This window comes from Pseudogemmobacter sp. W21_MBD1_M6 (genome assembly GCF_052119585.1).
GTDB lineage: Bacteria > Pseudomonadota > Alphaproteobacteria > Rhodobacterales > Rhodobacteraceae > JBGQOJ01.
Map to the genome: position 1 here is coordinate 90,186 of NZ_JBGQOJ010000007.1, position 23,891 is coordinate 114,076.

The window sequence follows — 23,891 nt, forward strand, 5'->3', positions numbered from 1 at the left end:
GAAACCTCATGCATATCGCCCCTCATGACAATCAAAACAAACCCATTGTGGACGTGGATGATGCGACGGTGCCGCTCACCTATTTCAACATCGTCAAACTGAAGGCCGGCGAGGCGTTTGAATACCGGGTGCCGGGCTATGAAACCTGCATCGTGCCTGCCACGGGAACCGTCGATGTCGATGTCGAAGGCGCGCATTTTGCCGCGCTCGGCAATCGCGGCCTTGATGTCTGGGACGGCGAGCCCGAGGGCGTTTATGTGCCGGTCGGGGCCAAAGTCACCATCGTGTGCACCCGCGACACCGAGACATTCATCGCAGGCGCCAGATACGGTAAGGTGCTTGACCCGTTCGACGTGCGCAGCGCCGAACTGGACAAGGTGCAATACGGTTCTGACGACACCAAAACCCACCGAAAGATCAAGCATATTCTGGGCCAGAAACATCACGGCAAAGTGGGGCGCCTGCTGGTGTCAGAGCTATTTACCGTCGGTCAGGGCGGCTGGTCCGGCTTTCCCACCCACAAGCACGACACCGACAACCTGCCTCACGAGACCCGCCATGACGAGACCTATAATTTCCGTTTCAAACCCAACCACGGCTCTGGCGTGCAAATCTTGCAGCGCGAAGAGGGCAAGCCGGGGGATGCCTATCAACTGATGGACCGCTCTACGATATGCATCGACAAAGGCTATCACCCCTGCGCCGTGATGCCCGGATATGAGATGTATTACTTCACCATTCTGGGCGGCTTGACCCAACGCAGCCTGGTCCAGTTTTTTCAGCCGACCCATGCCTATCAAATTGAAACGATCCCCGGAATCAAAGACATGGTGGCCAAATTCAAATGACACTGGCAACCCTGTCGCAGGTGCTGCAACCTGCTTTGTCCGGCGGCTATGCTGTTGCTGGTCTTGTGACGCTCGGTTGGGAAGATATGCGCGCCTACGTCGCCGCAGCCGAGGCCGAAGGCGTGCCTGTCATCCTTCAGGCCGGTCCAGGCTGCCGTGCCCACACGCCTTTGCCGGTTCTGGGCAAAATGTTCCGCCACCTGGCCGAAGGTGCCTGCGTCCCCGTCGTTGCCCATCTCGATCATGGTTACACGTTCGAGGAGTGCCGCGAGGCCCTTGAGGCCGGGTTTACCTCGGTCATGTTCGACGGTTCACGCAAGCCCTTGCAGCAGAACATCGACGAGACCGCGCAAATCGCCGAAATGGCCCATGCCGCAGGCATGTCCTGCGAGGGAGAGATCGGTTTTGTCGGCTACTCGGGCGGTGAAAGTTCCGCAGGCACCGACCCCGCCGAGGCCGCAAAATTCGCGGCAGAGACCGGCGTCGATGCCATGGCAATCTCTGTGGGCAATGTGCATTTGCAACAAGACAGGCAGGGTGGTCTTGATATCGCACGCCTCCGCGCGATAGAGGCGTTGACCACCGTGCCGCTGGTCATCCACGGCGGATCGGGTGTTCCGGTTGCGCAGCGCGTGGATTTGGCGACCACGTCCAATGTGTGCAAATTCAACATCGGGACCGAACTGCGCATGGTCTTTGGTGCAGCTCTTCGCACGGCAGTAAACGCAGACCCCGACCGGTTTGATCGCGTCAGCATCCTTAAAGAGACCCACGCCCCAATGGTTGCGGCAACCCGCAATGTTTTGCGCGCATTTGGTGCCCCCCGATGAATGGGCGGGGATGACAGGTATCGAAATACCCGACTGTTTGCGGATGGTCGGCCTTTGGATAATCGGACGATTCGATCCTATCCCGGTTTGTCTTTCAGCCGGGACCACGCGATCATTGCCGTGACGGCGGGTTTGCGCAGGAAATGGAACGGGATGGGGCGCAGGTGGGTGACCGGAAAATCGAGGTCTTTCTCGGCAACCCCGGACGCCCAATCGGCCAGCACCTTACCCAGCGCCGTTGCCATCGCCACGCCGCGCCCATTGTAGCCAACCGCCGACATGATCCCCGCCTCGGGGCTGCTCAGGTGGGGGTAATGATCGGCTGTCATTGCGCCCCGAGGCGCCCCAGCCCGGCGTTTCGGCCTCCAGCACCATGGCGCTGATGCCGGCCTCGGCCAGATGAAGCGCCGCCGTCAGCCCGGTAAACCCGCCGCCGATGATAACAACATCCACCTGATGGTCGCCGACAAGCGGCGGACAGTCGGGCGGGGGTGCCGCCGTCGCCGACCACACCGAATTGGCAATGCTGGGCAGTTCGTTCTGTATCATTTCACACACCTCAAAGCCGAAAGATTAATAAACAGCGGGTGTCACCACCCAAAGCACCTCGGTCTCGACCTGTCCGACGGCCCAAAACGGGATCTGTTCCTGCGCATTTGGCGTAACACGCGCCAATCGTTCGGGAACGTGCACAGCATTGTGGACGCATGGGCGCAGGTCGTGCAGTCTGCAAGCAAGCCCTTTACACGTGCCCCGGCTTTCCCGGACGAAACACCAAGTCGACGCCCAAATCTGGCAAACAACCGGAGACGCGATGATGGAGGTTCTACGGTTTCTCGATTTCGAGTTGCGGCCCGCGCTCCGCAGTCTCACCCGGCAGGGGCGGGATGCGAGCCTTGGGGCCAGAGCGTTCGATCTGTTGTGTTTTCTGATCGACCACCGCAGCCGGGTTGTGGGGCGGGCCGAACTGATCGAGGCCGTCTGGGCCGGTCTGGCTGTCGGTGACAACAATCTGAATGTGCAGGTTTCCACATTGCGCAAGCTTCTGGGGCACGGGGCGATCATCACAGTTCCAAATCGCGGCCTTCGGTTCGGACTGGAGATAGAGATCAACCCGCAGGACGAGCGCCACAAGGTCGCCCTGCCCCTGCCCGACAGACCATCTGTCGCCATTCTGCTGTTCCTTGACCTGTCGGACGGATCAATCTTTGAATGGTTCGCCGACGGAGTGGCCGAAGACATCACCACCGAACTGTCACGTTTTCGCGGGCTGTTCGTCGTCGCACGGAATTCCGCCTTTATCTATCGCGGTCAGGCGATAGACGTGCGCTGCGTCTCGCGGGATCTTGGCGTGCGCTACATCGTAGAGGGCAGTGTGCGGCCTGCGGGGCCAAAGATGCGCGTGACAGCACAGCTGATCGACGCGGTCACCGGCGCGCATGTCTGGGCCGAGCGTTTCGACCGCCGCCTCGAGGATCAGGGCGACGTGCAGGACGAGGTTGCCCGTGCCATCGTCATGGCGATTGCACCGCAGATCGACGGGGCCGAGGACCGGCGTGCCAGCCGGGCGCCGCCGAATGATCCAAGCGCGGACGGTTTGGCGCGGCACGCCTGGGCGATCAGCTGGCCCGCGGGTATGACCTATGACCGGGCGCTTCGGGACGATGCACAGCAGTTGGCCGGGGCCGCGCTTGACCGGGATGCGGATTGCGCTTTGGCGCATTGCACGCTTGCGATGGTGCAATGGTGGCACGCCTATCACGGCACAACAGCATGCCGCAAAGACACCGTCGCATCGGGGCTCGACTCTGCCAACCGGGCCATTGCGCTGAACAGCGGCGATCACCATGCCTGGCGCATCAAGGGTCTGCTTCACGTCATGGCGGGCGAACCGGAGGCCAGCCTTCTGTCCTTGCGCCGGGCGCATGAGATCAATCCAAATTGCGCGATCACGCTGGCCTGGCTGGGCCTTTACGAGGCCATGAACGGCGACGCCGCGAAAGGCGTTCATTATGCGCAATCCGCGCTGCGGCACAGCCCGCTGGACCCCTCGCGCGGCTCGCTTCTGGTCGCGCTTGGCTTTGCCCAGTTCGCCGCGCGGGACTATTACGCAGCGGCGGCAACCGTCGCAGACGCGCTGCAGGACTCGCCGCGCGCCGCCGTGCCCTATGTGCTGGCCGCTATCTGCTATGTCGCGGTGGGCCAGTGGGGTCAGGCACGCGCGGCCTTTGACCAGTTGCAGGACATCGCGCCCGCGCTGGCAAAAGAACGTCTGGACGGCCTCTGGCTTGCGACCAACGAAGACTACCGACGGCGGGCCCATCTGGCGTTCCGCATCGCGGCGGGGCTGGAAGACATCGCTGCTGCGGCAGGGCTGCACTGATCCGGATTTATATCTTTTTAGTGCGACGTATGGCGCCGCACCCGACGCCTTGTCACACTCGGCGATATGGCCAAGGCGGTGGCAAAAGTATTGCCACGGTCGGCGCGGCCCCTGTCCCGTCCCAACTGGAAGGTGTTTCAATGTCCCTCAATGTGATCGGGTCCGGGTTTGGCCGGACAGGAACAATGTCGACAAAAATGGCGCTCAAGTCGTTGGGCTTTTCGCCCTGCCACCACATGACAGAGGTGCTGCAGCGCCCCACGCAGCTTCCCTTTTGGAAGGCCTGTGTAGACGGCGACAGCGTGGACTGGACACAGGTGTTCGACGGGTTCAAGGCGCAGGTGGATTTTCCCGGTGCCGCCGTATGGGAGCACATCGCGCCTGCCTTTCCGGATGCCAAAGTGCTGCACAACGAGCGCCCGGAGGAGGACTGGTGGGCCAGTTACAGCGTAACCATCGGCAAGTTCTTTGCCGTGGTGCCAACGCTGCCGGTCCCGCCGGACATGAAGGCGATTTTCAGGACCATGGACAAACTGTTGGTTCAGGGGGTCTTTGGCGGGCGGACCGACAAGAAAAGCTGCATCGCCGCCTATCGCCATGCGGGGTTTCGCGATGTGCCCCTGTCGGCAGAGTTTCCGACGGCGGAACCCGACATCGCAATCTGCATGGGAAATCGCAATCTGCATGGGAATGGGAATGGGAATGGGTCCGGCCCCTGCCGGACCCGCCAGATAAAGGAGCATCGCAAATGCTGCCAGCGATCACCCCGAGCTTCGCGGGAAAATCACCCATCCGCTTGGCCCATTTTTTCGCACATTCGGCGTCGAATCCCTGCTGGAACGACATCCATGATCCGCATCTATGGCGATTGCAGGATAAGGCTGGCCAAATGCTGAAATAACGGGCTCTGGACACCGCAATGAACGCAAGCCGGGCGGATCATCCGCGCGACCGCAATCGCGCGGATCGGGCCTGTCTCTGTGCAGGCGTTACTGGTAGGCGGCGCCGGGCTTCACACCGAGCATTTTAAAGACCCTCGCCGCAGGGCAAAAGCCGGTGAAGGCCGATTGCAAAAGGTTCAGGCCGACAAATGCCGTCAACAGCAGCCAAAGCGGCGAATAGAAATAGGTAAGGCCTGCCGACACCAAAACCATAATACCAGCAAAGGCCAAAACAGCGCGATCTACGGTCATTATATAGCTCCATTACAAAAATGACGGACAGGGATCAGGCTCTCTGCCTCATCACATTCCAAAATAAGAATTTGAATAGCCAGAAACAAGGGCTGCGCCTATTGTTTTCCCGTCGCCAGATCCCTGAGGATCGGACAGTCGGGCCGGTGATCGCCCGCGCATTTCCGGACAAGATCAGACAGCGTATCGCGCATGCTTTGCAACTCGACCAGCTTTCGGTCGATCTCTGCCAGATGCGCCTTTGCCAGATCTTTGACGTCGGCGCTTGCGCGGGACTGATCCTCGTATAGCGCCATCAGGCGGCGGCATTCCTCTATCGTAAAGCCCAACGAACGGGCGCGGCCCAGAAACGCCAGTTTGTGCAAATCCCCCTCGCGGAATGCACGGTATCCGTTTGGATCGCGCATCGGGGCGATCAGCCCGATGTCCTCGTAATAGCGGATAGTCTTGGCGGGCAGGCCCGATCGCTGCGCGACTTCGCCGATATTCATACCTGCGCCCCCTCTGCCATCATGGCGCGGACGCGGCGCAGGCGCAGGGCGTTGCCCAGAACAAAGACGCTGGACATGGCCATCGCCCCCGCCGCCAGCATCGGCGACAACAAAAGGCCGAACGCCGGATAAAGCGCCCCTGCGGCCACCGGGATAAGCAGCACGTTATAGCCAAAGGCCCAGAACAGGTTCTGCCGGATGTTCCGCATCGTGCGGCGGCTGATGTCAAAGGCGTTGACGACACCGCGCAGGTCGCCCGACATCAACACCACATCCGCCGCCTCGATGGCAACATCGGTGCCGGTGCCGATGGCAATGCCCACGTCGGCGGCGGCAAGGGCCGGCGCATCGTTGATACCATCGCCGACAAAACCGACCCTGCCCTCTTTCTGCAAAGCGCGGATCGCATCGACCTTTCCGGCGGGCAACACCTCGGCCAGCACACGGTCAATGCCCAGACGGTCGGCAATGGCCTGCGCCGTGGCGCGGTTGTCGCCGGTGATCATGGCGACGATCAGGCCTTCGGCCTTCAACGCGCGGATCGCGGCGGCGGTCGATGGTTTCAGGTCGTCGGCCACGGCGATCACGGCGGCGATCCTGCCGCCGATGGCAGCATAAAGCGGGGTTTTACCCTCGGTCGCGAGCCGTTTGCCGACAGGCTCCAGCGCCGATAGATCGACGCCATCGCGGGTCATCAAACGGTCGGCCCCGACCAGAACCTTGTGCCCGTCCACGGTCGCCGACACGCCGTATCCCGTGATCGAGCCGAACTCCGAGACCTGCGGAACATCCACCTCTTCGGCCTTGGCGGCGCGGGTGATCGCCTGTGCCACCGGATGTTCCGATTGTGCCTCGATGGCGGCGACCATGGCCAGAACCTGCGCCCGGTCAAAGCCGGGGGCGGTTTCGAAATCGGTCAGTTCGGGTTTGCCGCGGGTCAGGGTGCCGGTCTTGTCCAGCGCCACGATCTGCACCCCCGTCAGGGATTGCAGCGCCTCGCCCTTGCGGAACAGCACCCCGAGTTCGGCCGCGCGGCCCGTCCCGACCATGATCGAGGTGGGCGTCGCAAGGCCCATGGCGCAGGGGCACGCGATGATCAGCACCGACACCCCCGACACCAGCGCAAAGGTCAGCGCCGGATCGGGGCCGACGACCAGCCAGACCAGAACCGTCAGCGCCGCCGCGGCCATGACCGCAGGCACGAACCACGCGGTGATCTTGTCGACCAACCCCTGAATCGGCAGCTTGGCACCTTGGGTTTCCTCGACCAGGCGGATGATCTGGGCCAGCATCGTGTCACGCCCGACGCGGGTGGCGCGCAGGGTCAGTGCGCCGGTGCCGTTGATGGTGCCGCCCACCACCTCTGATCTGGCGCTCTTTTCAACCGGAACAGGTTCGCCGGTGATCATGCTTTCGTCGACATAGGACGCCCCCGCCGATACCTCGCCATCGACGGGAATACGCTCGCCGGGGCGGACCAGAACGATGTCGCCCGGAACGATCGCCTCGACCGGCAGGTCAAGGGTGACCCCGTCGCGGTCCACGCGGGCGGTTTTGGGTTGCAGGCGCAACAGGCTGCGGATCGCCTCTCCGGTACGGCCCTTTGCGCGGGCCTCCAGATAGCGGCCCAGCAGGATCAGGGTGACAATCACCGCTGCCGCCTCGAAATAGACGTTTCGCGTGCCTTCGGGCAAGGCCGACGGAACAAACAGCGCAACTACGGAAAAGCACCACGCGGCGGCGGTTCCCATCGCGACCAGCGAATTCATGTCAGGCCCGAACCGCAGCAACGCAGGCACGCCCTTTGCAAAGAACTGGCGCCCCGGACCGATCAGAACCGCGGTGGTCAGCACAAACTGGATCAACCAACTGTTGGTTTGCCCGATGGTGGCCAGAATCCAGTGGTGGAACGGTGCGATCAAATGGCCGCCCATTTCCAGCGCGAACACCGGCAGGGTCAGCGCCACGGCGATCCACAATTGCGTTTTCAGCGCGGCGGCCTCGGTCGCCTTGCGGTCGCGGTCGATTTCTGTCGCGTCTTTTTGCGGATGCGCGGCATAGCCTGCGCGGCTGACGGCGGCGACAAGATCGGCGGGCGTCACAGCACCTTTCAGAAAATGCACCGTTGCGGTTTCCGACGCCAGATTGACCGCCGCCGCAGTGACCCCGCCCACCCGCATCAACGCCTTTTCCACCCGCCCGACGCAAGACGCGCAGGTCATGCCCTCGACCTGCAACACCATGCTTGCGACCTCGGCGGGATAGCCCGCCTTGTCCAATGCGCCGGTGACCGCTGCCAGATCGCCACCGCGGCCCAGATGAACAGTCGCCGTTTCCGCAGCCAGATTGACCGAAGCGGACGCGACCCCGGCGACCGCCGACAACGCCTTTTCCACCCGCCCGACGCAGGACGCGCAACTCATTCCAGTGACATGAAGGGTAACGGTCTGGGCGTCGGTCATGGTGCAATCCTTTGGTTGACCCTTCTCATAGGGCTTCCCGCAACTGGAAGGTCAAGGGCAAGTTGCAACATTAACGCATAGACCCTGAACCGCCGCTTTTGCCACACCCCACCCACCAGGCCACATCACCGGCGATGCCGCGACAATAGCCACTGTCATCCGGCGCGAACTGGCCTAGATTGCAACATGGCCTACTTATGCGCCACGCGACCGGGGAATGACGCCGTGCTATTGACCGCAACCGATCTGACGAAAACCTTTGGCCAGGGGGCCGATGCCGTGCATGTGCTGCGCGGCGTGTCACTGGCGCTGGACAAGGGGCAAACACTGGCCCTGACGGGTGAATCCGGCAGCGGCAAAAGCACCCTGATGCACCTGATCGCAGGGTTGGATGCGCCCGACAGCGGCCGCATCCTGCTGGACGGGTCCGACATCGCGCATCTGTCCGACACGGGCCGCGCCGCCATCCGGCGCAGCACGGTCGGGCTGGTGTTCCAACAGTTCAACCTGATCCCGTCGCTGACCGTGCGCGACAATATCTCGTTTCAGGCGCGCCTGTCGGGCAAGGTTGACGCGGCGTGGATGGCAGAACTGGCGCACCGGCTTGGCCTGACCGCGCAACTGGCGCTTTACCCTGAACAGCTGTCCGGCGGCCAGCAACAGCGCGTCGCCGTGGGCCGCACATTGGCGGCACGGCCCAAGTTGGTGCTGGCGGATGAACCCACCGGAAATCTGGACGAAGTGACCGGCGACGCGGTTCTGGCGCTGATGCTGGAGCTGGTCGCGGACACCGGCGCGGGGTTCCTGATGGTGACCCATTCCGCCCGCCTTGCCGACCGGATGGATCGCCGCATTCACCTGTCCAAGGGGCGCATCGCATGAGGCTTTGGCCCGTCATGGCGGCGCTTTTGTCCCATTGGTGGCGCAGGCCGTTTCAGCTGTTGACGCTGGTGGCGGGGCTGGCGCTGTCCACCGCGCTTTGGTCCGGCGTGCAGGCGATCAACGCCGAGGCCCGCGCAAGCTATGCCCGCGCCGCCGCCACGCTGGGGCAAGGCAACCAGTCGCGGCTGGAGGCGGCAATTGGCGTGATCGCCCAGTCGGACTATATCACGCTGCGGCGGGCCGGATGGCTGGTGTCACCCGTGATCGAGGGGACATTGGGGCGGGGCGAGACCATGGTGCGGCTTGTCGGGATCGAGGTGCTGACCGCACCGGACACCGGCCTGCGGCCCGAGGGGGGCACCAGCGATCTTGCCGCGTTTTTGCACCCTGCGGGCAGGATCTTCGCCAATGCGCAAACCGCCAAACGGCTGACGAGCCGCGACCTGCCGCCCGTGATCGTCGACGACAGCATTGCCCCCGGTCTTGCGGTGACCGACATCGGCGTGGCGCAGCGGCTTTTGCAGCGCGAGGGGCAGATCACCCGGCTGATCCTGTCCCCCGATCAGCCGCTCGGTCGGCCGCCCCTCGCTGAAATCGCCCCGGATCTGGTGCTGAAATTGCCCGAGGCCCAAACAGACATCGCACGATTGACCGACAGTTTTCACCTGAACCTGACGGCCTTCGGGTTCCTTGCCTTTGCGGTGGGGTTGTTCATTGTCCATGCCGCGATCGGGCTTGCCTTTGAACAACGGCGGCCGGTGTTCCGCACCCTGCGTGCCCTCGGGGTGCCGGCGCTGGCGCTGATGGGGCTTCTGGCTGGTGAGTTGTTGATCCTTGCGCTGGTGTCCGGCGGGATCGGGGTTGTGATCGGCTATGGCATCGCGGCGGCACTGCTGCCCGATGTCGCGGCGACCTTGCGCGGGTTATACGGCGCGTCGGTATCCGGCACCCTGTCCTTGCACCCGTCGTGGTGGGTGGCGGGGGTGTTGATCGCCGTTCTGGGAACCATCGCCGCCGCAAGCCTGAGCCTGTGGCGTGTCTGGCGCCTGCCCCTGCTGGCGGCGGCGCAACCACGGGCATGGGCGCGCGCGTCAGAGCGCGGGTTGATCGTGCAATCGGGATCGGGCGCGGCGCTGTTGTTTGCGGCCCTGTTGACCGGCGTGTTCGGCGAGGGGTTGATCGCGGGATTCGCCCTGCTGGGCGCGTTCATGCTGGGGGCGGTTCTGCTGCTGCCGCTGGTGCTGCAAGGGGTGCTGGCCATCGGGCAACGCTGTGCAAGGGGGCCGTTGGCGCAGTGGTTCTGGGCCGACACACGACAGCAGGTGCCCGGCCTATCGCTGGCGCTGATGGCGCTTTTGCTGGCGCTGGCGGCCAATATCGGGGTCGGGACCATGGTATCCAGCTTTCGCCTGACCTTTACCGCATGGCTGGACCAAAGGCTGGCCGCCGAACTGTATCTGACCGCCCGCGACCAACCCGAGGCGGACCGTCTGGCGGCATGGCTGGCCCCGCGTGTGGATGCGGTTCTGCCCATCGCCTCGGTTCCGCTTACACTCTTGGGTGCGCCGGGCGAGGTTTACGGCATGATCAACCACGCAACCTACCGCGACAACTGGCCCCTGCTGGACGCCACCGCCGATGTCTGGGACGCGCTGGCCGCGGGGCGCGGCGTTCTGGTGAACGAACAACTGGCCCGACGCAAGGATATCGCAGTGGGCGACACCATTGATCTGACCGCCGATTGGCAAGCGCAGGTTACAGGGGTCTTTTCCGACTATGGCAACCCCATGGGGCAGGTTCTGACCTCGATGGAGCAGCTGACAACCCGCTTTCCAGAGACCCGGCGCCTGCGGTTCGCGGTGCGCATCGACCCCGCCCGCGTTCCCGACCTGCGCGAAGCCCTGACCACCGATTTCGGCCTGCCCGCCGACGGGATGGTCAATCAGGCCGCGATAAAGGCGTTTTCGCTGAACGTGTTCGAGCGGACGTTTTCCGTCACCGCAGCCCTGAACGTGCTGACCCTTGGCGTGGCGGGCTTTGCCATTCTGACCAGCCTTTTGACGCTGTCGGCGATGCGCCTGCCCCAGTTGGCACCGGTCTGGGCCTTGGGGGTCACCCGCAAATCGCTGGCGCGGGTGGAACTGCTGCGCGCCTGTCTGCTGGCCGTCATCACCATGGTCGCGGCCTTGCCCGTCGGGCTGATGCTGGCATGGGTGTTGCTGGCCATCGTCAATGTCGCGGCCTTTGGCTGGCGCCTGCCGATGCATATTTTTCCGTCAGACTGGCTGGTGCTGGGGCTACTGGCGCTGATTGCCGCTGTGATCGCCTCTGCCCTGCCGGTCTGGCGTCTGATGCGGGTGCCGCCTGCGGAACTGCTGAAGGTTTTCGCCAATGAACGCTAGACATCTGGTCTGTCTGATCGCGCTGCTTTTGCCCCTGCCCGCCTTTGCACAAGGCTTTGCGGGCCTCGGGACGGATGCCGCAGGCTTTGCCACACCAATCCGGGGCGTGCCCTTTCAGTTCCCGCGCGATCATGGCCCGCACACTGATTTCCGGATCGAATGGTGGTATGTGACCGCCAATCTGACGGGCAGCGACGGGCGCGAGTACGGGGTGCAATGGACGCTGTTCCGAAGCGCACTGCGTCCCGAAGAACTGGGTCCCGAAGAACTGGGTCCCGAAGACGCGACCGGCTGGCAATCGCCACAGCTGTGGATGGGCCACGCGGCGCTGACCAGCCCCGACGCGCATTATGTGTCAGAGCGGCTGGCGCGGGGGGGTATCGGGCAGGCGGGCGTCACCGCGACCCCGTTCAATGCCTATATCGACGACTGGGCGATGCGGGGCGACACGCTGGAAGCACTTCACCTTCAGGCCAGTGGAACCACGTTTTCCTATGACGTGTCGCTTGCGGCCAAGGGGCCTTTGGTGGCGCAGGGCGATCAGGGCTATTCGGTGAAATCCGCCGGGGGGCAGGCCAGCTATTACTATTCGCAGCCCTTCTTTGCCGTAACCGGATCGCTGACGCTGCCCGGCGGGCCGGTATCGGTCACCGGCACCGCATGGCTGGACCGCGAGTGGTCGTCGCAGCCGCTGGCACAGGGGCAGACCGGCTGGGACTGGTTTTCCCTGCATCTTGACGGCGGCGCAAAGCTGATGGGATTTCGCCTGCGCGACGGCGGGGCGGGCTATACCTCTGCCACATGGATCGCGGCAGACGGCACGGCCACGCCCTATCCCGACGGTGCGCTGAAGGTCACACCGTTGGCCTCGGCCCGGGTCGCGGGACGCGATATTCCGGTGCGCTGGCGGGTGGAACTGCCCGCGCGGGGGCTGGACGTGATCACAGCCGCCCTGAACGATCAGGCATGGATGGCCACCCGTCTTCCCTATTGGGAGGGGCCGATCGCCTTTACCGGCAGCCATCAGGGGCGCGGTTATCTTGAGATGACGGGCTATGAGTGACACGGCGCGCCCCCTCGCCATTCGGGCAAAGCCCCGCTAAGCAAGGCCAATGATCAGCCGGAGTTCCCCGATGCATAGCCCCCTGCCCCTGACCCGCGATGTTGTCCTGATTGGCGGCGGCCATACCCACGCGCTTGTGCTGCGCCGCTGGGGGATGAAGCCTTTGCCGGGCGCGCGTCTGACGCTGATCAACCCCGCGCCCACCGCGCCCTATACCGGGATGTTGCCGGGCTATGTCGCGGGCCACTATCCGCGCCGCGCGCTGGAAATCGACCTTGTCCGGCTGGCCCGCTTTGCCGGTGCCCGCCTGATTCTGGGGGCCGCCACGGGCATTGACCGCACAACCCGGCATATCCAGATCACCGGACATGCCGATATCTCCTATGACATCGCCGCGATCGACATCGGGATCACCACCGATCTGCCCATGCTTGACGGGTTCGTCGAACATGCGGTCGGGGCCAAGCCGCTGGGGGTTTTCGCCGCCCGCTGGGACGCGTTTCTGGGCCGGATCGCGGCGGGGGCCTGCCCCGCGACGGTCGCGATTATCGGCGGCGGCGTGGCGGGCGTGGAACTGGCGCTGGCCATGATGCACCGGATGCGGACCCAAGGGGCAACCGCCCCCGAAGTTACCGTTCTGGAAGCTGCCTCAGAGGCCCTGACCGGCATCGGCGCACCGGCCCGCGCCGCCCTGTTGCGGCACATGGAACGGATGGGGATCACCTTGAAAACCGGCGTCACCGTGTCCGGCGTCACGCCCGGTGCCGTGGTGCTGAACGATGGCACCGTCATTGACGCGCAACTTACCGTAGGGGCTGCTGGCGCGCGCCCCCACGGCTGGCTGAAAGACACAGGGCTGGACCTGCACGAGGGATTTCTTACGGTCGATCCGCAGTTGCGCACGGTCACCGACCCCGCGATCTATGCCACGGGCGACTGCGCCCATATGGCCGATGACCCGCGCCCCAAGGCGGGGGTTTTTGCCGTGCGCCAGGCGCCGGTTCTATACGATAATCTGCGGGCAGATCTGACGGGTCGCCAAAGGCGCAGCTACCGCCCTCAAGGCGGCTATCTGAAACTGATCTCGACGGGCGGCAAGGGCGCGGTGGCAGACAAGTTCGGGCTGCGGCTGGACGGCGGCTGGCTATGGGCATGGAAAGACCGGATCGACCATAAGTTCATGGAAAAATTCGAAACATTTCCAAAAATGCCAACGCCGGAAATCCCCCCGGATCTGGCAAACGGGGTTGCGCAGGAACTGGCCGGCGGCACGCCGCTGTGCGGCGGCTGTGGATCAAAGGTGGGGGGGGCCGATCTGGTGGCGGTGTTGTCCGCCCTGCCCGAACCCCGCCGCTCCGACGTTCTGACGCGGCCCGGCGATGACGCTGCCGTGCTGGTCCATGGCGACGGCCAACAGGTTCTGACCACCGACCACCTGCGCGCCTTTATGGGCGACCCTTACCGTATGGCCCGCATCGCAGCCGTTCACGCGCTGGGGGATATCTGGGCGATGGGGGCCATCCCGCAGGTGGCGCTTGCCTCTGTTATCCTGCCGCGCATGACCGCGCACATGCAGGCCGAAACCCTACGGGAAATCATGCAGGCCGCGACAGACGTCTTCCGCGATGCCGGCGCGGATGTGGTGGGCGGGCACACCAGCCTTGGGTCCGAATTGACCATCGGGTTCACGGTGACCGGCCTGACCAAAGGGCGGGCGGTGCGCCATTCCGGCGCGCGGGCCGGCGACGTGCTGATCCTGACCAAACCGATTGGCAGCGGCACGATACTGGCCGCCGAAATGCAGGGCAAGGCGAATGGTGAATGGGTTGCAGACTGTTACGACGTGATGGAACACCCGATGGGAAAAGCCGCCGCAATTCTGGCCCCCGCCGCGCATGCGATGACCGATGTCACGGGGTTTGGTCTGGCGGGCCACCTTGGCGCGATGATGACCGGGTCGGGCACGTCGGCCACGTTGGTCCTGAACGATATTCCGCTGATGATGGGCGCGGAAGCGTTGGCGCAGTCGGGCATTCGGTCGACCATTTGGCCTGCGAACCGCGCCGCTTCGGGCGGGCTGTCCCTGCCTGACACGCCCCGCGCTGCGTTGCTGTTCGACCCGCAAACCGCAGGCGGATTGCTGGCGTCGGTGCCCGTGCATGCAGCCGCGGCGGTCTTGTCGGCGCTTGCGGACGCTGGCGAAACGGGTGTGGTGATCGGCACGGTCGACACAGTCAGTAATGCAGCGCAACCGGTCAGCCTGCGCTAAAGGAACTGCGGCGCAAGCCTGTCCGCAAGCGCGTCCAGCGTGGTGCCGGCCAGATCGTCGACGCTAACCTGACGGCTGTTTTCAGCCCCCGCCCGCCCTTTGGCATAGCGCGGATCATAATGGATCTCCATCAAAGAGGCCGCCAGCGCCTCCATATCCTGCGCGGCTGCCATTGCTTGCCAGTCTTCGATTTGCCGTGCCGACTGGTGCCCTTTCAGCCTGCCCAGAACACCGGTCAGACGTGCGGGGTCGTCGATGATGTCGGCGTAGGCCGTGACCAGATAGCGGGCCCGCGCCGCCAAAGGTGCCACGATTTCCAACCGCGGCGCACCCTTCATCGCGGTCCACAAGGCGGGCGGCACGATGCGTTCGCCCACTTTGGACGATTCCGCCTCGATCACAACGGGGCGGCTTTGGTCGATCTGCCCGATAATGGCGGCAACGGCCCCTTCGAACGCTTTTTGTGACGGCTGCCCGCTGGCCCGCGCGCCGAACAGCGACCCGCGGTGGTTTGCCAGACCTTCCAGATCAATGACCTGAACGCCGCGCGCGGCAAGGCGCGCCAGAAGGTCGGTTTTTGCGGTGCCGGTATTGCCATCCAACAGCGTGACCGGTGCCCTGAAGGGAGTATCATAGACCGCCTGCACGACCAGCCTGCGATAGGTCTGATACCCGCCCGCAATCAGGTCCGCCCGCCAGCCGATCTGGGTCAGGATAGAGGCGAAAGACCCCGAGCGCTGCCCGCCGCGCCAGCAATAAACCAAGGGCCGCCACGATCCGTCCTTGTCCGCCAGGGCTGTCTGCAAATGATGCGCGACGTTCCTTGCGACCAGTGCGCCGCCAATTCTGCGGGCCTTGAACGGGCTTTCCTGCACATAGATCGTGCCGATCTCGGCCCGTTCCGCGTCATTCAAAGCCGGAAGGTTGATTGCACCGGGCAAGTGGTCTTCGGCAAATTCAGCAGGCGAACGAACGTCGATCAACGTGTCATGTGTCACGTTGGCTAGATCAGAGAGCGAAGACAGGGTAATGGCCATGCCCTTCCTTAGCTGCTATTTCACTGCGCGAAAAGGCGGGACGATGGATCAATGCTCTCTTCGGCCCGCGACGGCCGGCATATCGGACGCGGGCTGTGCCAGACCGGCCATATCCGCCGAATAGATCGTCCAGCACGCGCGGCCTTTGTGTTTGGACGCATAAAGCGCCATATCGGCGTCCGACAGCATCTTTTCGATGTCCGGTGCGGTATAGAACTCTGACACCGTAGTACCGATACTTGCAGATATCCGGCAGGGCGACCCATTGAAGCTCATCGGTTTTTCCAGCTTATCAATGATCCGCGCCGCGACGTCACCCAGTCGTTTCAAGTCAGTCAACCCCTTGAATATGATTACAAACTCATCCCCGCCGACACGCGCAACCGTGTCTTCTCCGCGCGTTTCCTCGACCAGAACGCGGGCCACTTGCTGCAACACATGATCGCCCGCCGCATGACCAAGGCTGTCATTGACGCCCTTGAAAAAGTCCAGATCAAGGTGCATCAGCGCAAACCGTTCGCCTGCGCGCGCGATGCGCGACAGCACGTGATCCATGGCGCGGCGGTTCTTCAGCCCCGTCAGGGTGTCCGTGAACGCCTGCTCCTCTGCCGCGATTCGCGCTCCTTGCAGGCGTTGGTTCAGCTTGCGTGACTCCTCCATCGCGGCGGATTTCGCTTCGACCAGATACAACATTTCGACCGTCAGATCGGTCGCGGCGAAATCGCTGACCGTCAGCCCGTAGGTCGACACCGCCTCTACCACCGAAATCCCGAAGGACAGGTTCAGTAAAAGACCACCATCCGCCAGCACAGGCACGACGACGCCATTCAGCGTTGTGGCGGGGGCGTTGCGGAACTGCATTTGCAGGCGTTTGCCTTGTGCCGCAAGAATATCGCTGGTGCGCTGCGCGTCCCTCGGGCGGCGAAACTCGAACAGCTCCAGCAGGCGCGCGCCGATCCAGTCCGCCGCGGGCCGCAGCTTTCGCAAGGTCGGGCCCGCGTGCAGGATATGCCCGCTGGGGGCCACGCGCAGATGCATGGGCATCAAGCGGTCAAGCGCACCCGGCGTCATCGACACCGGTGCATCGGGGTCGGGGAAGGGAGTGGCAGCCGTCATCCGGCCCGCGCCGCCAGATCAAAGGGTCGCCCGATGGCAAATTCGGAATCCAGCAGGTTGATTGTGATCTTTTCCGCGCCGCTATGGTTACCGCTATGCTCCAGATAGACCAGCGCGCCATAGTCATCGGCCATGGCCCGCAGGATTCCGACCATGACATGGCCGAACCCCAGATGCGACCAGGTGCTGGTCAGGCAAAAGGTCGCCGGACCGTGATCGCACAGTTCCAGTTGCGGCAGATCCAGATCCGGCACGGCAAGGCGCGCCCTGTCATGCAGATCATCCAGAGAATGCAGAAAATCCACGAAGCTTTCTCCGCCGAACCTCAGTAAACGGCGCAGTGCCTCCAGATTGGGGTGGGACACCAGATAGGTGCCCAGATCTTCCAGAACTGTATCGGCAGGTCGGTGCAGCTGGTGCGCTATTTCAGCCAGAATGCGAAAGGTGATCGCGTCATCGTAACTGAGCATCGCCTCGAACCGGTCGAAATCAAGCGATGCCGCGCGGGTCACCGCCCCCCATGCCTCCGCACCGTAAGTGTCGCACACAAAGCATTGGATCGAGCGATTTATCAAACCGTGCATGTCTTTTACCCTTTGAACAGCGCAAGGCTATCCACAGGGGGTTAAGAAACCGCAAACGCCAAACGGCGTCAGAAATCCGTCGGCGCGCCGCCTTCGGATTTGCGGCGCGTCACAAAGGCTTGCAACTCTTCGCGGATTCCCTCGTCCATCGGGGGGGCCTCGAACTCGTTGATGATCTCTTTGAACATCCGGTGCGCGCGTTCATGGGTCCAGACGCCGCCTGCCAGATCCCAGCCTTCGTAGTTGCGCCAATCCGACAGGAACGGTTGGTAGAACGCCGTGGTATAGCGTTCCTGCGTGTGTTGGGTACCAAAGAAATGCCCACCGGGGCCGACGTCCCTGATCGCCTCCATCGCGATGTCTTCGTTGCGGGTCTGGGTCAACACGGGTTGCATATAGCGTTGGATTTGCTGCAACATCTCGCAGTCCATGATGAACTTTTCGGGGCTGGCGATCAGCCCGCCCTCTAGCCAGCCAGCGGCGTGATACACCATATTGGACCCCGACTGGACCGCGGCCCAAAGGCTGTTCGAGGTCTCCCACATTGCCTGCCCGTCCGGCACATTTGCCGCGCAGACCCCCGAGGACCGCAGCGGCAGGCCATAGAACCGCGCCATCTGGCCGCTCATCTGCGTCGCCCGCATATATTCGGGCGTGCCGAAGGCGGGTGCGCCGGATTTCATATCGACGTTCGAGGTGAATGTGCCAAAGGCGCAGGGTGCGCCGGGGCGGATATATTGCATCAGTGCGATGCAGCACAGCCCCTCGGCCAGGGATTGCGCCACCGCCCCCGCCATGGTCACAGGTGCCATCGCCCCCGCCAGCGTAAAGGGCGTGACGACCAGCGCCTGCCCCGCGCGGATCACCCTCATCGCCCCGTCCAGCATGGGAATGTCGTGCTTCAGCGGCGAGGTGGAATTGATGTTGGTATACATCCGCGGCGTCGACTGGAACTGCTCATGGGTCAGGCCACCTGCGATGCGGACCATCTCCATCACGTCCTCCACCCGCTCTTTTCCAAGGCTATAGGCATGGGCGACCTTGTCGGTCAGGGTCAGCTTTTCATAAAGCACATCAAGGTGGCGGACAGAGGCATGGCTGTCCTGCGGTTCGACCGGATAGCCGCCCGCGATGTGGATGCAGTTGAAATACTGCGTCAGTTTCAACAGGTTGCGGCAGTGGTGCAGGGTGCCTGTCACCTTGCCCGTCTCCATATCCCAATAACTGGGCGGAGACGACACGTTGACGAAGGTCATATGCCTGCCGCCGATGGTCACGCGGCGGTCGGGGTTGCGCGGCGTCAGGGTGAATTCGGACGGGCAGTGGGCCAGCATCTCCATCACCCAATCGCGGCCCATGCGCACATTGGTGCCGTCGATGGTGCATCCCGCCTCTTTCAGGATGACAAGCGCCTCTTCGTTGAGGAACTCGATCCCGATCTCCTCGAGAATGCGCATCGCCCCGTCGTGGATGGCCTGCACGCCCTCTTCGCTCAGCGGTTCCGTCGGGCGGTCTGTGTTGACCGGCGGGTTCCAGGGCATCTGCTCGATCACGGCAGAGCCATGGCGCGTCTTGTTGCCTGCGCGTCCGCCTGCACGCTTTCTGCGGGGCGATGTTTCCTCGGTCAAGGCTGCGTCCGTCATGGCGTCCTCCGTTTACTTGACCACAGGAAACAAGAGCTTTGCCGCGACATATTTAAGAAAAGCGACAAAGGATGTCGTTTTACCTACTCGGCGCTGTGTGAGGGCGGATTTATTCGGGCAGACCGCGCCGGATGTCGCGATAAACGGTCAGTGCCGCGCGTCAATCCACGCGGGCAGATGGCCGATGTGGGGCAAAACGGTATCGGCCAGCGATGCCAGATCCCCCGCCACCGCCATGCCGGTCAGCACCGCGACCGTGTGCATGCCCGCCGCGCGCCCGGCAATCAGATCGTGACGGCTGTCGCCGACCATGACGATCTGCGTGGGCGGCAGCGACATGGCATCGGCAAAGGCAAGGCACATGCCAGGGGCCGGTTTGCCGCCATGGCCGCTGTCGAACCCAGCGATGAAATCGAACAGTCCCGTCACCCCCGCACTGCCCAGATGCGCCCGCGCGGGAACCTCTGCGTCATTTGTGGCCACGCCAAGCTTTAGCCCGCGCGCCCGCAGACCGGTCAACAAGGGCACCAGCGGCACCGCCTCTGCCTGCGGGGCCTCTGCTGCCACCGCGTTGATATGTGCCACCAGCTGCGCGATGGTCAGGTCCGGCACATGCGGCGCAAGCTCTGCTGCGACGTCCCCCGGTGTGCCCGCGATCACCACACTGTCGGGGCGGAACCGTCCTTCGGCAAATCCATAGCCCAGCACATCGCCAAGAACCGCGGCGCGGTCTGGGTCGCCCTGCGCCAGACCGGTCAGAAACCGGTTCGCCCAAGGCGTCCATGTGGCATGAAAATCGAACAGCGTTCCGTCTTTGTCGAACAACACAGCCTTGATCACCAGCGTCCCTTTCCTGTGCGGACCGATGCGCGGACCCTAAAAGCAATCCGCGCCCGATTCCAGCCTTCGTTGACAGATCGGCCCGCTTGATTGACAAGGTCAAGCATGAGCATTCCATACCATCTCCACGAGTCACTGGGCTACCAGATGACCGTCGCCGCGCGCATTCAGGAAAAACGGCTGGAGGACCGGTTGAAGGCGCTTGGCCTGACCCGGATTACATGGTGCATTCTTCTGGCCGCAGGAACAGAGGGGCTGGCCCATCCATCCGAAATCGCGGGGTTCGTCGGGATCGACCGCACCGCCATTTCCCGCGCCCTGCGCCAGATGGAGGATGACGGGCTGATCCGGCGCAAAGCTGGCGAGGCAGACCGCCGGACCACATTGGTCGAGGTCACCGAGGCGGGCGCCGTGCGCGTCGAACAGGCGATCCCCATCGCGCAGGAAAACAGCAGGCTGGTCGAGGCCAAGCTGACTGAAGAGGAGGTCGCAGGCTTTCGCCGGATTCTGGCGAAATTGCGGGAAGGCGAGGAATTGTCGCTGAAGACCTTTTAGGTCCAGCTGACATCGGCACCGCCGGGCAAGGACTGGCGGGCGCGCATCGGCACCTCGTAGGCCAGCCCCGCCGCATCGCAGAACTGCACCACCCAGACGTCGTCCATCATCAGAAAATCCAGAACCGAGCCCAGAAATTCAGGCTCTGTCGCGCGGGCCTTCAGGTCTTCGTCGGCGGCACCGGTCGCGCCCATGAAGGCGGGCAAAAGGTCGTCATTTCCCACCAGCCACCCCAAAACCCGAAGCGCAATCGTCTCTGCCTGATCCTGTTTCATCTGGGTTCCTTTTCTCGTTCGGGGGAATCGCAACGTTCTCTTAACCAATATCTGGGAAAGATTACCGCACTATCGCTGTGAATAGTCCCTTTTCCCCGAGGTTGAAATGCCAGGTCGCATACTGATCATAGATGACATCGCGACGAACCGGATCGTGCTGAAGGTCAAGCTGGCCTCGGCGCAGTATCAGGTATTGCAAGCCGACAGCGGGCAAGCGGGGCTGACGCTGGCGGCCGACATGCAGCCTGACCTGATCCTGATGAAGCTGGCCCTGTCGGATATCGGCGGGATTGAGGTGTGCCGCCTTTTGAAATCGCTGCCAAGGACCGCGCAGATCCCGATCATCATGCTCAGCGACGATGCAGGCCCGAAGGCCAAGACACAGGCGCTGACAGCGGGGGCCGATGATGTGCTGTCAAAGCCACTGGACGAACTGACGCTGCTGGCCCGCATACGCAACCTGCTGCGTGCGCATGCGACCACGGAAGAGCTGCATCTGCGCGAAGGCACCCGCCGCGCTTTGGGCTTTGCCGAGGATATCGCCCCCTTTGCCATGGCCGGACGGATTGCCCTTGTCGCCCGAAGCCGCGCCACGGCAAGCCATTGGAAGGCGACGCTGCAACATTTGGTCGAAGACCGTATCGACGTTGCCGACCGCGATATCGTGATGTCCTACCACGACAGATCCGGCGCGCCGGACCTCTTTGTCATCGACACCGATCTTGACTCCCCTTCCGACGGGTTGCGCCTGTTGTCCAAGCTGCGCAGCCGCGCCGCCACACGGCACGCGGGGATTGTCATGGTTTCCGCCGGGGACGAGGGTGGACGGACCGCTGTGGCGCTGGATCTGGGGGCCAATGACGTTGTCAGCTTCGGGTTCGACGCCGAAGAGATCGCGCTGCGCCTTCGGGCGCAGATGCGCCGCAAACAGCAGGCCGACCGCCTTAGGTCCACCTTGCGTGACGGGTTGCAGATGGCGGTCACAGATCCGCTGACCGGGCTGTACAACCGCCGCTATGCCCTGCCCCATCTGGCACGCGTGCACGAACGGGCGGCGGAAACGGGCCGCCCCTTTGCGGTGATGTTGCTGGATCTCGACCGGTTCAAGCGGGTGAATGACACCTATGGCCACGCCGCGGGCGATGCGGTTCTGGCCGAAGTCGCGTCGCGGCTGGGCGCCGATTTGCGCAGCCTTGATCTGGTCGCGCGGATCGGAGGAGAGGAGTTCCTGATCGTTTTGCCGGACACCACGCACCACGAGGCCCGCCAGACCGCGGAACGATTGCGCCGCGCGATCCACGACACACCCTTTGTTTTGCCGCAGAATTCGGGTGAACTGGCCCTTAGCATCAGTATCGGCGTGGCGATGAACGCCGGGGACGCGACCCATGACACAGGCATAGACGCGCTGATCGCCCGTGCCGACAGGGCGCTATACGATGCCAAGGCCGAGGGGCGCAATCAGGTGACCTTCAGCCTGTCAGCCGCCTGAACGGCGTGGCGTTTCCCCGTCGGGGCCACGGTCCAGCGCCTGTTGCAGGCGGGCTGCAAAGGCCGCCCGTTCGGACGGGGTCATCGCCGTGATCCGTGACATCAACAAATCCTGCCCAAGGGTCTGCGCCCGTGCCGTCATGTCAAGCTGCGCCGCCAGAAGGGCTTTCACCTCTGCGGCGTCGAATGGCTCTGCCGTCAGGGCTGCGATGACCTTGCCGAAGGTCTTGATCCGGTCGTCGCGCAGGGCGGCACGGTCGGGGCTGCGGCCGCGCATCTCTGTCAGGATTGCCCGGCGGTCCTCGCGGCTTAGGGCGCGGGCGTAGCCGCCAAAGGCCGGATTGCGTGCATAATCGGCCCGGTCACCCCTGTCCGGGCCATGACGCAAGACCGCGCCACCGACGACACCGGCCACCGCCAGATTGACCGCAAGCGAGGCGACAAGCGCGACTTTCACCCAACGCGGGGTTTTCGGTAGGGGCGGTGTTTTCGGGGCGGCTGGCTTTGTGTCCAGATCGGGCGTCATGGCTTATCCCTCTGTCAGAATGTATTCGAACCCCGGCGAATAGTCGCCAAGGACGGTATAGTCGGTGGTCCCAAGATAGGTCACCGCGAAATCTTCAAGTTGCGCCGGTGGGCTGACCCCGATGTAGAGGCCCGCGACGGTCGCTGTGGCAAGGCTGGCCACCGCAGGCCATCCGCCAATAGCTGCCACCAGACCCGCCAAAAGCCCGCGCTGTTTGGGCCGGACCACGGGTGCTACGGCCCGCGCCGCCCCAGCATCCGCCAGAATGCGCGCCATCAGATCACCCGAGGGCTGCGGCGCGGCCCTGCGGCCCGCCTCGAAGAACGCCTCCAGCGTCCGGTCTGTTTGATGCTGTTCAGTCATCGCTATACCCCAGTTCTTCGCGTTTTCCGGCCAAAAGGGCGCTGAGTGCCCGTTTGCCCCGCGCCGTCAGGCTTTCCACCGCCTCGACGCTCAAATCCATCACTTCGCCAATCTCGGGGTTTGTCAGCCCCTCGAGGTGGCGCAGCACCACCGCCTGTCTTTGCCGGTCCGGCAGTTGCGCAAGGGCGGCATCCAGGGCCTGCGCCCTGTCCTGATCCAGCAGGACCGCCTCCATCGCGGGGCGCCCATCCTCCGGCTCTGCGATCTCGTCCAACGCGGCGCCCCGCTTTTTACGCAAGCGGTCGGTGCACAGATTGACCACCACACGGTATAACCAGGTCGAAACCTTGGCCTCTCCCTGCCGCCAGTCCGGCGCGATCCGCCACAGGCGCATCATCGCGTCCTGTGCCACATCCTCTGCCTCGGCGCGGTCGCCCAGAATGCGGGCGGCATAGCCCAGAACGCGGGGCGTCAGCCGCAGCATCAGGACCCGCGACGCTTCGGCGTCGCCATTGGCATAAAGAACGAGCAAAGCGTCGTCCGACACGTCGTTGAAGGCGTCAAAGGGCATATTCATCGTCCGTGCGGCATATCCTGAATTCACCTGTCGGGCAATTCCCCGCCCTGACCCGTCAGGC

At 63.6% G+C, this 23,891-nt stretch carries 23 protein-coding genes and 1 pseudogene; 10 read left to right on the top strand and 14 right to left on the bottom strand.

The window, feature by feature from the left end:
* Positions 1 to 8 precede the first annotated feature (8 nt).
* Both ACEN2R_RS09905 and ACEN2R_RS09910 read left to right on the top strand, forming a co-directional pair.
* Positions 9 to 848: a 5-deoxy-glucuronate isomerase gene (locus ACEN2R_RS09905; RefSeq protein WP_442041723.1), complete on the top strand. Its 840-nt coding sequence runs from the start codon at positions 9 to 11 to the stop codon at positions 846 to 848.
* Positions 845 to 1,678: a class II fructose-bisphosphate aldolase gene (locus ACEN2R_RS09910; protein ID WP_442041725.1), complete on the top strand. Its 834-nt coding sequence runs from the start codon at positions 845 to 847 to the stop codon at positions 1,676 to 1,678. The genes ACEN2R_RS09905 and ACEN2R_RS09910 overlap by 4 nt, the downstream gene beginning before the upstream one ends.
* Positions 1,679 to 1,755: 77 nt before the next feature.
* Here ACEN2R_RS09910 and ACEN2R_RS09915 read toward each other — a convergent pair whose 3' ends face one another.
* Both ACEN2R_RS09915 and ACEN2R_RS09920 read right to left on the bottom strand, forming a co-directional pair.
* Positions 1,756 to 1,929, bottom strand: coding sequence for a hypothetical protein (locus ACEN2R_RS09915; protein ID WP_442041727.1), 174 nt, complete (start codon positions 1,927 to 1,929; stop codon positions 1,756 to 1,758).
* 76 nt (positions 1,930 to 2,005) lie between these two features.
* Positions 2,006 to 2,227: pseudogene (locus ACEN2R_RS09920) on the bottom strand (FAD-dependent oxidoreductase); the annotation flags it as partial.
* Between the two features lie 265 nt (positions 2,228 to 2,492).
* Here ACEN2R_RS09920 and ACEN2R_RS09925 point away from each other — a divergent pair.
* On the top strand, positions 2,493 to 4,061 hold the full coding sequence (locus ACEN2R_RS09925; protein ID WP_442041729.1) for a winged helix-turn-helix domain-containing tetratricopeptide repeat protein: 1,569 nt from the start codon (positions 2,493 to 2,495) through the stop codon (positions 4,059 to 4,061).
* Between the two features lie 140 nt (positions 4,062 to 4,201).
* A complete protein-coding gene (locus ACEN2R_RS09930; protein WP_442041731.1) occupies positions 4,202 to 4,957 on the top strand; it encodes a sulfotransferase family protein in 756 nt (251 codons plus the stop codon).
* A gap of 93 nt (positions 4,958 to 5,050) precedes the next feature.
* Here ACEN2R_RS09930 and ACEN2R_RS09935 read toward each other — a convergent pair whose 3' ends face one another.
* The 3 genes from ACEN2R_RS09935 to ACEN2R_RS09945 form a co-directional block, all read right to left on the bottom strand.
* On the bottom strand, positions 5,051 to 5,254 hold the full coding sequence (locus ACEN2R_RS09935) for a YgaP family membrane protein (RefSeq protein ID WP_442041733.1): 204 nt from the start codon (positions 5,252 to 5,254) through the stop codon (positions 5,051 to 5,053).
* 98 nt (positions 5,255 to 5,352) lie between these two features.
* Complete coding sequence (gene cueR / locus ACEN2R_RS09940) at positions 5,353 to 5,745, bottom strand: Cu(I)-responsive transcriptional regulator (protein WP_442041735.1); 393 nt, start codon at positions 5,743 to 5,745, stop codon at positions 5,353 to 5,355.
* Positions 5,742 to 8,207, bottom strand: coding sequence for a heavy metal translocating P-type ATPase (locus ACEN2R_RS09945; RefSeq protein WP_442041737.1), 2,466 nt, complete (start codon positions 8,205 to 8,207; stop codon positions 5,742 to 5,744). The genes cueR and ACEN2R_RS09945 overlap by 4 nt, the downstream gene beginning before the upstream one ends.
* A gap of 186 nt (positions 8,208 to 8,393) precedes the next feature.
* Here ACEN2R_RS09945 and ACEN2R_RS09950 point away from each other — a divergent pair, with 186 nt between their 5' ends.
* From ACEN2R_RS09950 to selD, 4 genes are all read left to right on the top strand, one after another.
* Positions 8,394 to 9,089, top strand: coding sequence for an ABC transporter ATP-binding protein (locus tag ACEN2R_RS09950; protein ID WP_442041739.1), 696 nt, complete (start codon positions 8,394 to 8,396; stop codon positions 9,087 to 9,089).
* The gene (locus ACEN2R_RS09955) at positions 9,086 to 11,491 is read left to right on the top strand and encodes an FtsX-like permease family protein (protein ID WP_442041741.1); all 2,406 of its coding nucleotides are present in this window, start codon (positions 9,086 to 9,088) and stop codon (positions 11,489 to 11,491) included. The genes ACEN2R_RS09950 and ACEN2R_RS09955 overlap by 4 nt, the downstream gene beginning before the upstream one ends.
* Entirely contained in the window at positions 11,481 to 12,554 is a 1,074-nt protein-coding gene (locus ACEN2R_RS09960; RefSeq protein ID WP_442041743.1) for a lipocalin-like domain-containing protein, read from the top strand. Before ACEN2R_RS09955 ends, ACEN2R_RS09960 begins: the two co-directional genes overlap by 11 nt.
* 70 nt (positions 12,555 to 12,624) lie before the next feature.
* Positions 12,625 to 14,823: a selenide, water dikinase SelD gene (selD, locus tag ACEN2R_RS09965; protein ID WP_442041745.1), complete on the top strand. Its 2,199-nt coding sequence runs from the start codon at positions 12,625 to 12,627 to the stop codon at positions 14,821 to 14,823.
* Here selD and mnmH read toward each other — a convergent pair.
* The 5 genes from mnmH to ACEN2R_RS09990 all read right to left on the bottom strand — a co-directional run bounded on the left by mnmH (position 14,820) and on the right by ACEN2R_RS09990 (position 20,043).
* Positions 14,820 to 15,860, bottom strand: coding sequence for a tRNA 2-selenouridine(34) synthase MnmH (gene mnmH, locus ACEN2R_RS09970; protein ID WP_442041747.1), 1,041 nt, complete (start codon positions 15,858 to 15,860; stop codon positions 14,820 to 14,822). The two genes, selD and mnmH, sit on opposite strands and share 4 nt — an antisense overlap.
* Positions 15,861 to 15,908: 48 nt before the next feature.
* Positions 15,909 to 16,976 carry a diguanylate cyclase domain-containing protein gene (locus ACEN2R_RS09975; RefSeq protein WP_442041749.1) on the bottom strand — a complete coding sequence of 356 codons (1,068 nt, stop codon included), beginning with the start codon at positions 16,974 to 16,976 and terminating at the stop codon, positions 15,909 to 15,911.
* On the bottom strand, positions 16,973 to 17,560 hold the full coding sequence (locus tag ACEN2R_RS09980) for a heme NO-binding domain-containing protein (RefSeq protein WP_442041751.1): 588 nt from the start codon (positions 17,558 to 17,560) through the stop codon (positions 16,973 to 16,975). The genes ACEN2R_RS09975 and ACEN2R_RS09980 overlap by 4 nt, the downstream gene beginning before the upstream one ends.
* A 68-nt stretch (positions 17,561 to 17,628) precedes the next feature.
* Positions 17,629 to 19,203 (bottom strand): trimethylamine methyltransferase family protein, encoded by a 1,575-nt coding sequence (locus ACEN2R_RS09985; RefSeq protein ID WP_442041753.1) that lies wholly within the window; start codon positions 19,201 to 19,203, stop codon positions 17,629 to 17,631.
* 147 nt (positions 19,204 to 19,350) lie between these two features.
* Entirely contained in the window at positions 19,351 to 20,043 is a 693-nt protein-coding gene (locus ACEN2R_RS09990; protein WP_442041755.1) for an HAD family hydrolase, read from the bottom strand.
* A gap of 105 nt (positions 20,044 to 20,148) precedes the next feature.
* On the opposite strand from ACEN2R_RS09990, the gene ACEN2R_RS09995 reads away from it, so the two are divergent.
* Positions 20,149 to 20,598 (top strand): MarR family winged helix-turn-helix transcriptional regulator, encoded by a 450-nt coding sequence (locus ACEN2R_RS09995; protein WP_442041757.1) that lies wholly within the window; start codon positions 20,149 to 20,151, stop codon positions 20,596 to 20,598.
* Here ACEN2R_RS09995 and ACEN2R_RS10000 read toward each other — a convergent pair.
* On the bottom strand, positions 20,595 to 20,873 hold the full coding sequence (locus ACEN2R_RS10000; protein ID WP_442041759.1) for a DUF3572 domain-containing protein: 279 nt from the start codon (positions 20,871 to 20,873) through the stop codon (positions 20,595 to 20,597). The two genes, ACEN2R_RS09995 and ACEN2R_RS10000, sit on opposite strands and share 4 nt — an antisense overlap.
* A gap of 106 nt (positions 20,874 to 20,979) precedes the next feature.
* Between ACEN2R_RS10000 and ACEN2R_RS10005 the strand changes: the two genes are divergently transcribed.
* Positions 20,980 to 22,365, top strand: a complete 1,386-nt coding sequence (locus ACEN2R_RS10005) for a diguanylate cyclase (protein WP_442041761.1) — start codon at positions 20,980 to 20,982, stop codon at positions 22,363 to 22,365.
* Here the strand turns inward: ACEN2R_RS10005 and ACEN2R_RS10010 are convergent.
* The 3 genes from ACEN2R_RS10010 to ACEN2R_RS10020 are packed head-to-tail and all read right to left on the bottom strand — an operon-like array spanning position 22,354 to position 23,830.
* Positions 22,354 to 22,890 (bottom strand): periplasmic heavy metal sensor, encoded by a 537-nt coding sequence (locus ACEN2R_RS10010; protein ID WP_442041763.1) that lies wholly within the window; start codon positions 22,888 to 22,890, stop codon positions 22,354 to 22,356. The genes ACEN2R_RS10005 and ACEN2R_RS10010 overlap by 12 nt on opposite strands.
* Before the next feature lie 3 nt (positions 22,891 to 22,893).
* Entirely contained in the window at positions 22,894 to 23,253 is a 360-nt protein-coding gene (locus ACEN2R_RS10015; RefSeq protein WP_442041765.1) for a hypothetical protein, read from the bottom strand.
* Positions 23,246 to 23,830, bottom strand: coding sequence for an RNA polymerase sigma factor (locus ACEN2R_RS10020; protein ID WP_442041767.1), 585 nt, complete (start codon positions 23,828 to 23,830; stop codon positions 23,246 to 23,248). The genes ACEN2R_RS10015 and ACEN2R_RS10020 overlap by 8 nt, the downstream gene beginning before the upstream one ends.
* Between the last annotated feature and the right edge of the window lie 61 nt (positions 23,831 to 23,891).

What these genes read in the sequence shown, in the direction of transcription:
- ACEN2R_RS09905 (WP_442041723.1), top strand. Translation starts at nt 9, where the DNA reads ATGCATATCGCCCCTCATGACAATCAAAACAAACCCATTGTGGACGTG.
- ACEN2R_RS09910 (WP_442041725.1), top strand. Translation starts at nt 845, where the DNA reads ATGACACTGGCAACCCTGTCGCAGGTGCTGCAACCTGCTTTGTCCGGC.
- ACEN2R_RS09925 (WP_442041729.1), top strand. Translation starts at nt 2,493, where the DNA reads ATGATGGAGGTTCTACGGTTTCTCGATTTCGAGTTGCGGCCCGCGCTC.
- ACEN2R_RS09930 (WP_442041731.1), top strand. Translation starts at nt 4,202, where the DNA reads ATGTCCCTCAATGTGATCGGGTCCGGGTTTGGCCGGACAGGAACAATG.
- ACEN2R_RS09935 (WP_442041733.1), bottom strand. Translation starts at nt 5,254, where the DNA reads ATGACCGTAGATCGCGCTGTTTTGGCCTTTGCTGGTATTATGGTTTTG.
- cueR (WP_442041735.1), bottom strand. Translation starts at nt 5,745, where the DNA reads ATGAATATCGGCGAAGTCGCGCAGCGATCGGGCCTGCCCGCCAAGACT.
- ACEN2R_RS09945 (WP_442041737.1), bottom strand. Translation starts at nt 8,207, where the DNA reads ATGACCGACGCCCAGACCGTTACCCTTCATGTCACTGGAATGAGTTGC.
- ACEN2R_RS09950 (WP_442041739.1), top strand. Translation starts at nt 8,394, where the DNA reads ATGGCCTACTTATGCGCCACGCGACCGGGGAATGACGCCGTGCTATTG.
- ACEN2R_RS09955 (WP_442041741.1), top strand. Translation starts at nt 9,086, where the DNA reads ATGAGGCTTTGGCCCGTCATGGCGGCGCTTTTGTCCCATTGGTGGCGC.
- ACEN2R_RS09960 (WP_442041743.1), top strand. Translation starts at nt 11,481, where the DNA reads ATGAACGCTAGACATCTGGTCTGTCTGATCGCGCTGCTTTTGCCCCTG.
- selD (WP_442041745.1), top strand. Translation starts at nt 12,625, where the DNA reads ATGCATAGCCCCCTGCCCCTGACCCGCGATGTTGTCCTGATTGGCGGC.
- mnmH (WP_442041747.1), bottom strand. Translation starts at nt 15,860, where the DNA reads ATGGCCATTACCCTGTCTTCGCTCTCTGATCTAGCCAACGTGACACAT.
- ACEN2R_RS09975 (WP_442041749.1), bottom strand. Translation starts at nt 16,976, where the DNA reads ATGACGGCTGCCACTCCCTTCCCCGACCCCGATGCACCGGTGTCGATG.
- ACEN2R_RS09980 (WP_442041751.1), bottom strand. Translation starts at nt 17,560, where the DNA reads ATGCACGGTTTGATAAATCGCTCGATCCAATGCTTTGTGTGCGACACT.
- ACEN2R_RS09985 (WP_442041753.1), bottom strand. Translation starts at nt 19,203, where the DNA reads ATGACGGACGCAGCCTTGACCGAGGAAACATCGCCCCGCAGAAAGCGT.
- ACEN2R_RS09995 (WP_442041757.1), top strand. Translation starts at nt 20,149, where the DNA reads ATGAGCATTCCATACCATCTCCACGAGTCACTGGGCTACCAGATGACC.
- ACEN2R_RS10000 (WP_442041759.1), bottom strand. Translation starts at nt 20,873, where the DNA reads ATGAAACAGGATCAGGCAGAGACGATTGCGCTTCGGGTTTTGGGGTGG.
- ACEN2R_RS10005 (WP_442041761.1), top strand. Translation starts at nt 20,980, where the DNA reads ATGCCAGGTCGCATACTGATCATAGATGACATCGCGACGAACCGGATC.
- ACEN2R_RS10010 (WP_442041763.1), bottom strand. Translation starts at nt 22,890, where the DNA reads ATGACGCCCGATCTGGACACAAAGCCAGCCGCCCCGAAAACACCGCCC.
- ACEN2R_RS10015 (WP_442041765.1), bottom strand. Translation starts at nt 23,253, where the DNA reads ATGACTGAACAGCATCAAACAGACCGGACGCTGGAGGCGTTCTTCGAG.
- ACEN2R_RS10020 (WP_442041767.1), bottom strand. Translation starts at nt 23,830, where the DNA reads ATGAATATGCCCTTTGACGCCTTCAACGACGTGTCGGACGACGCTTTG.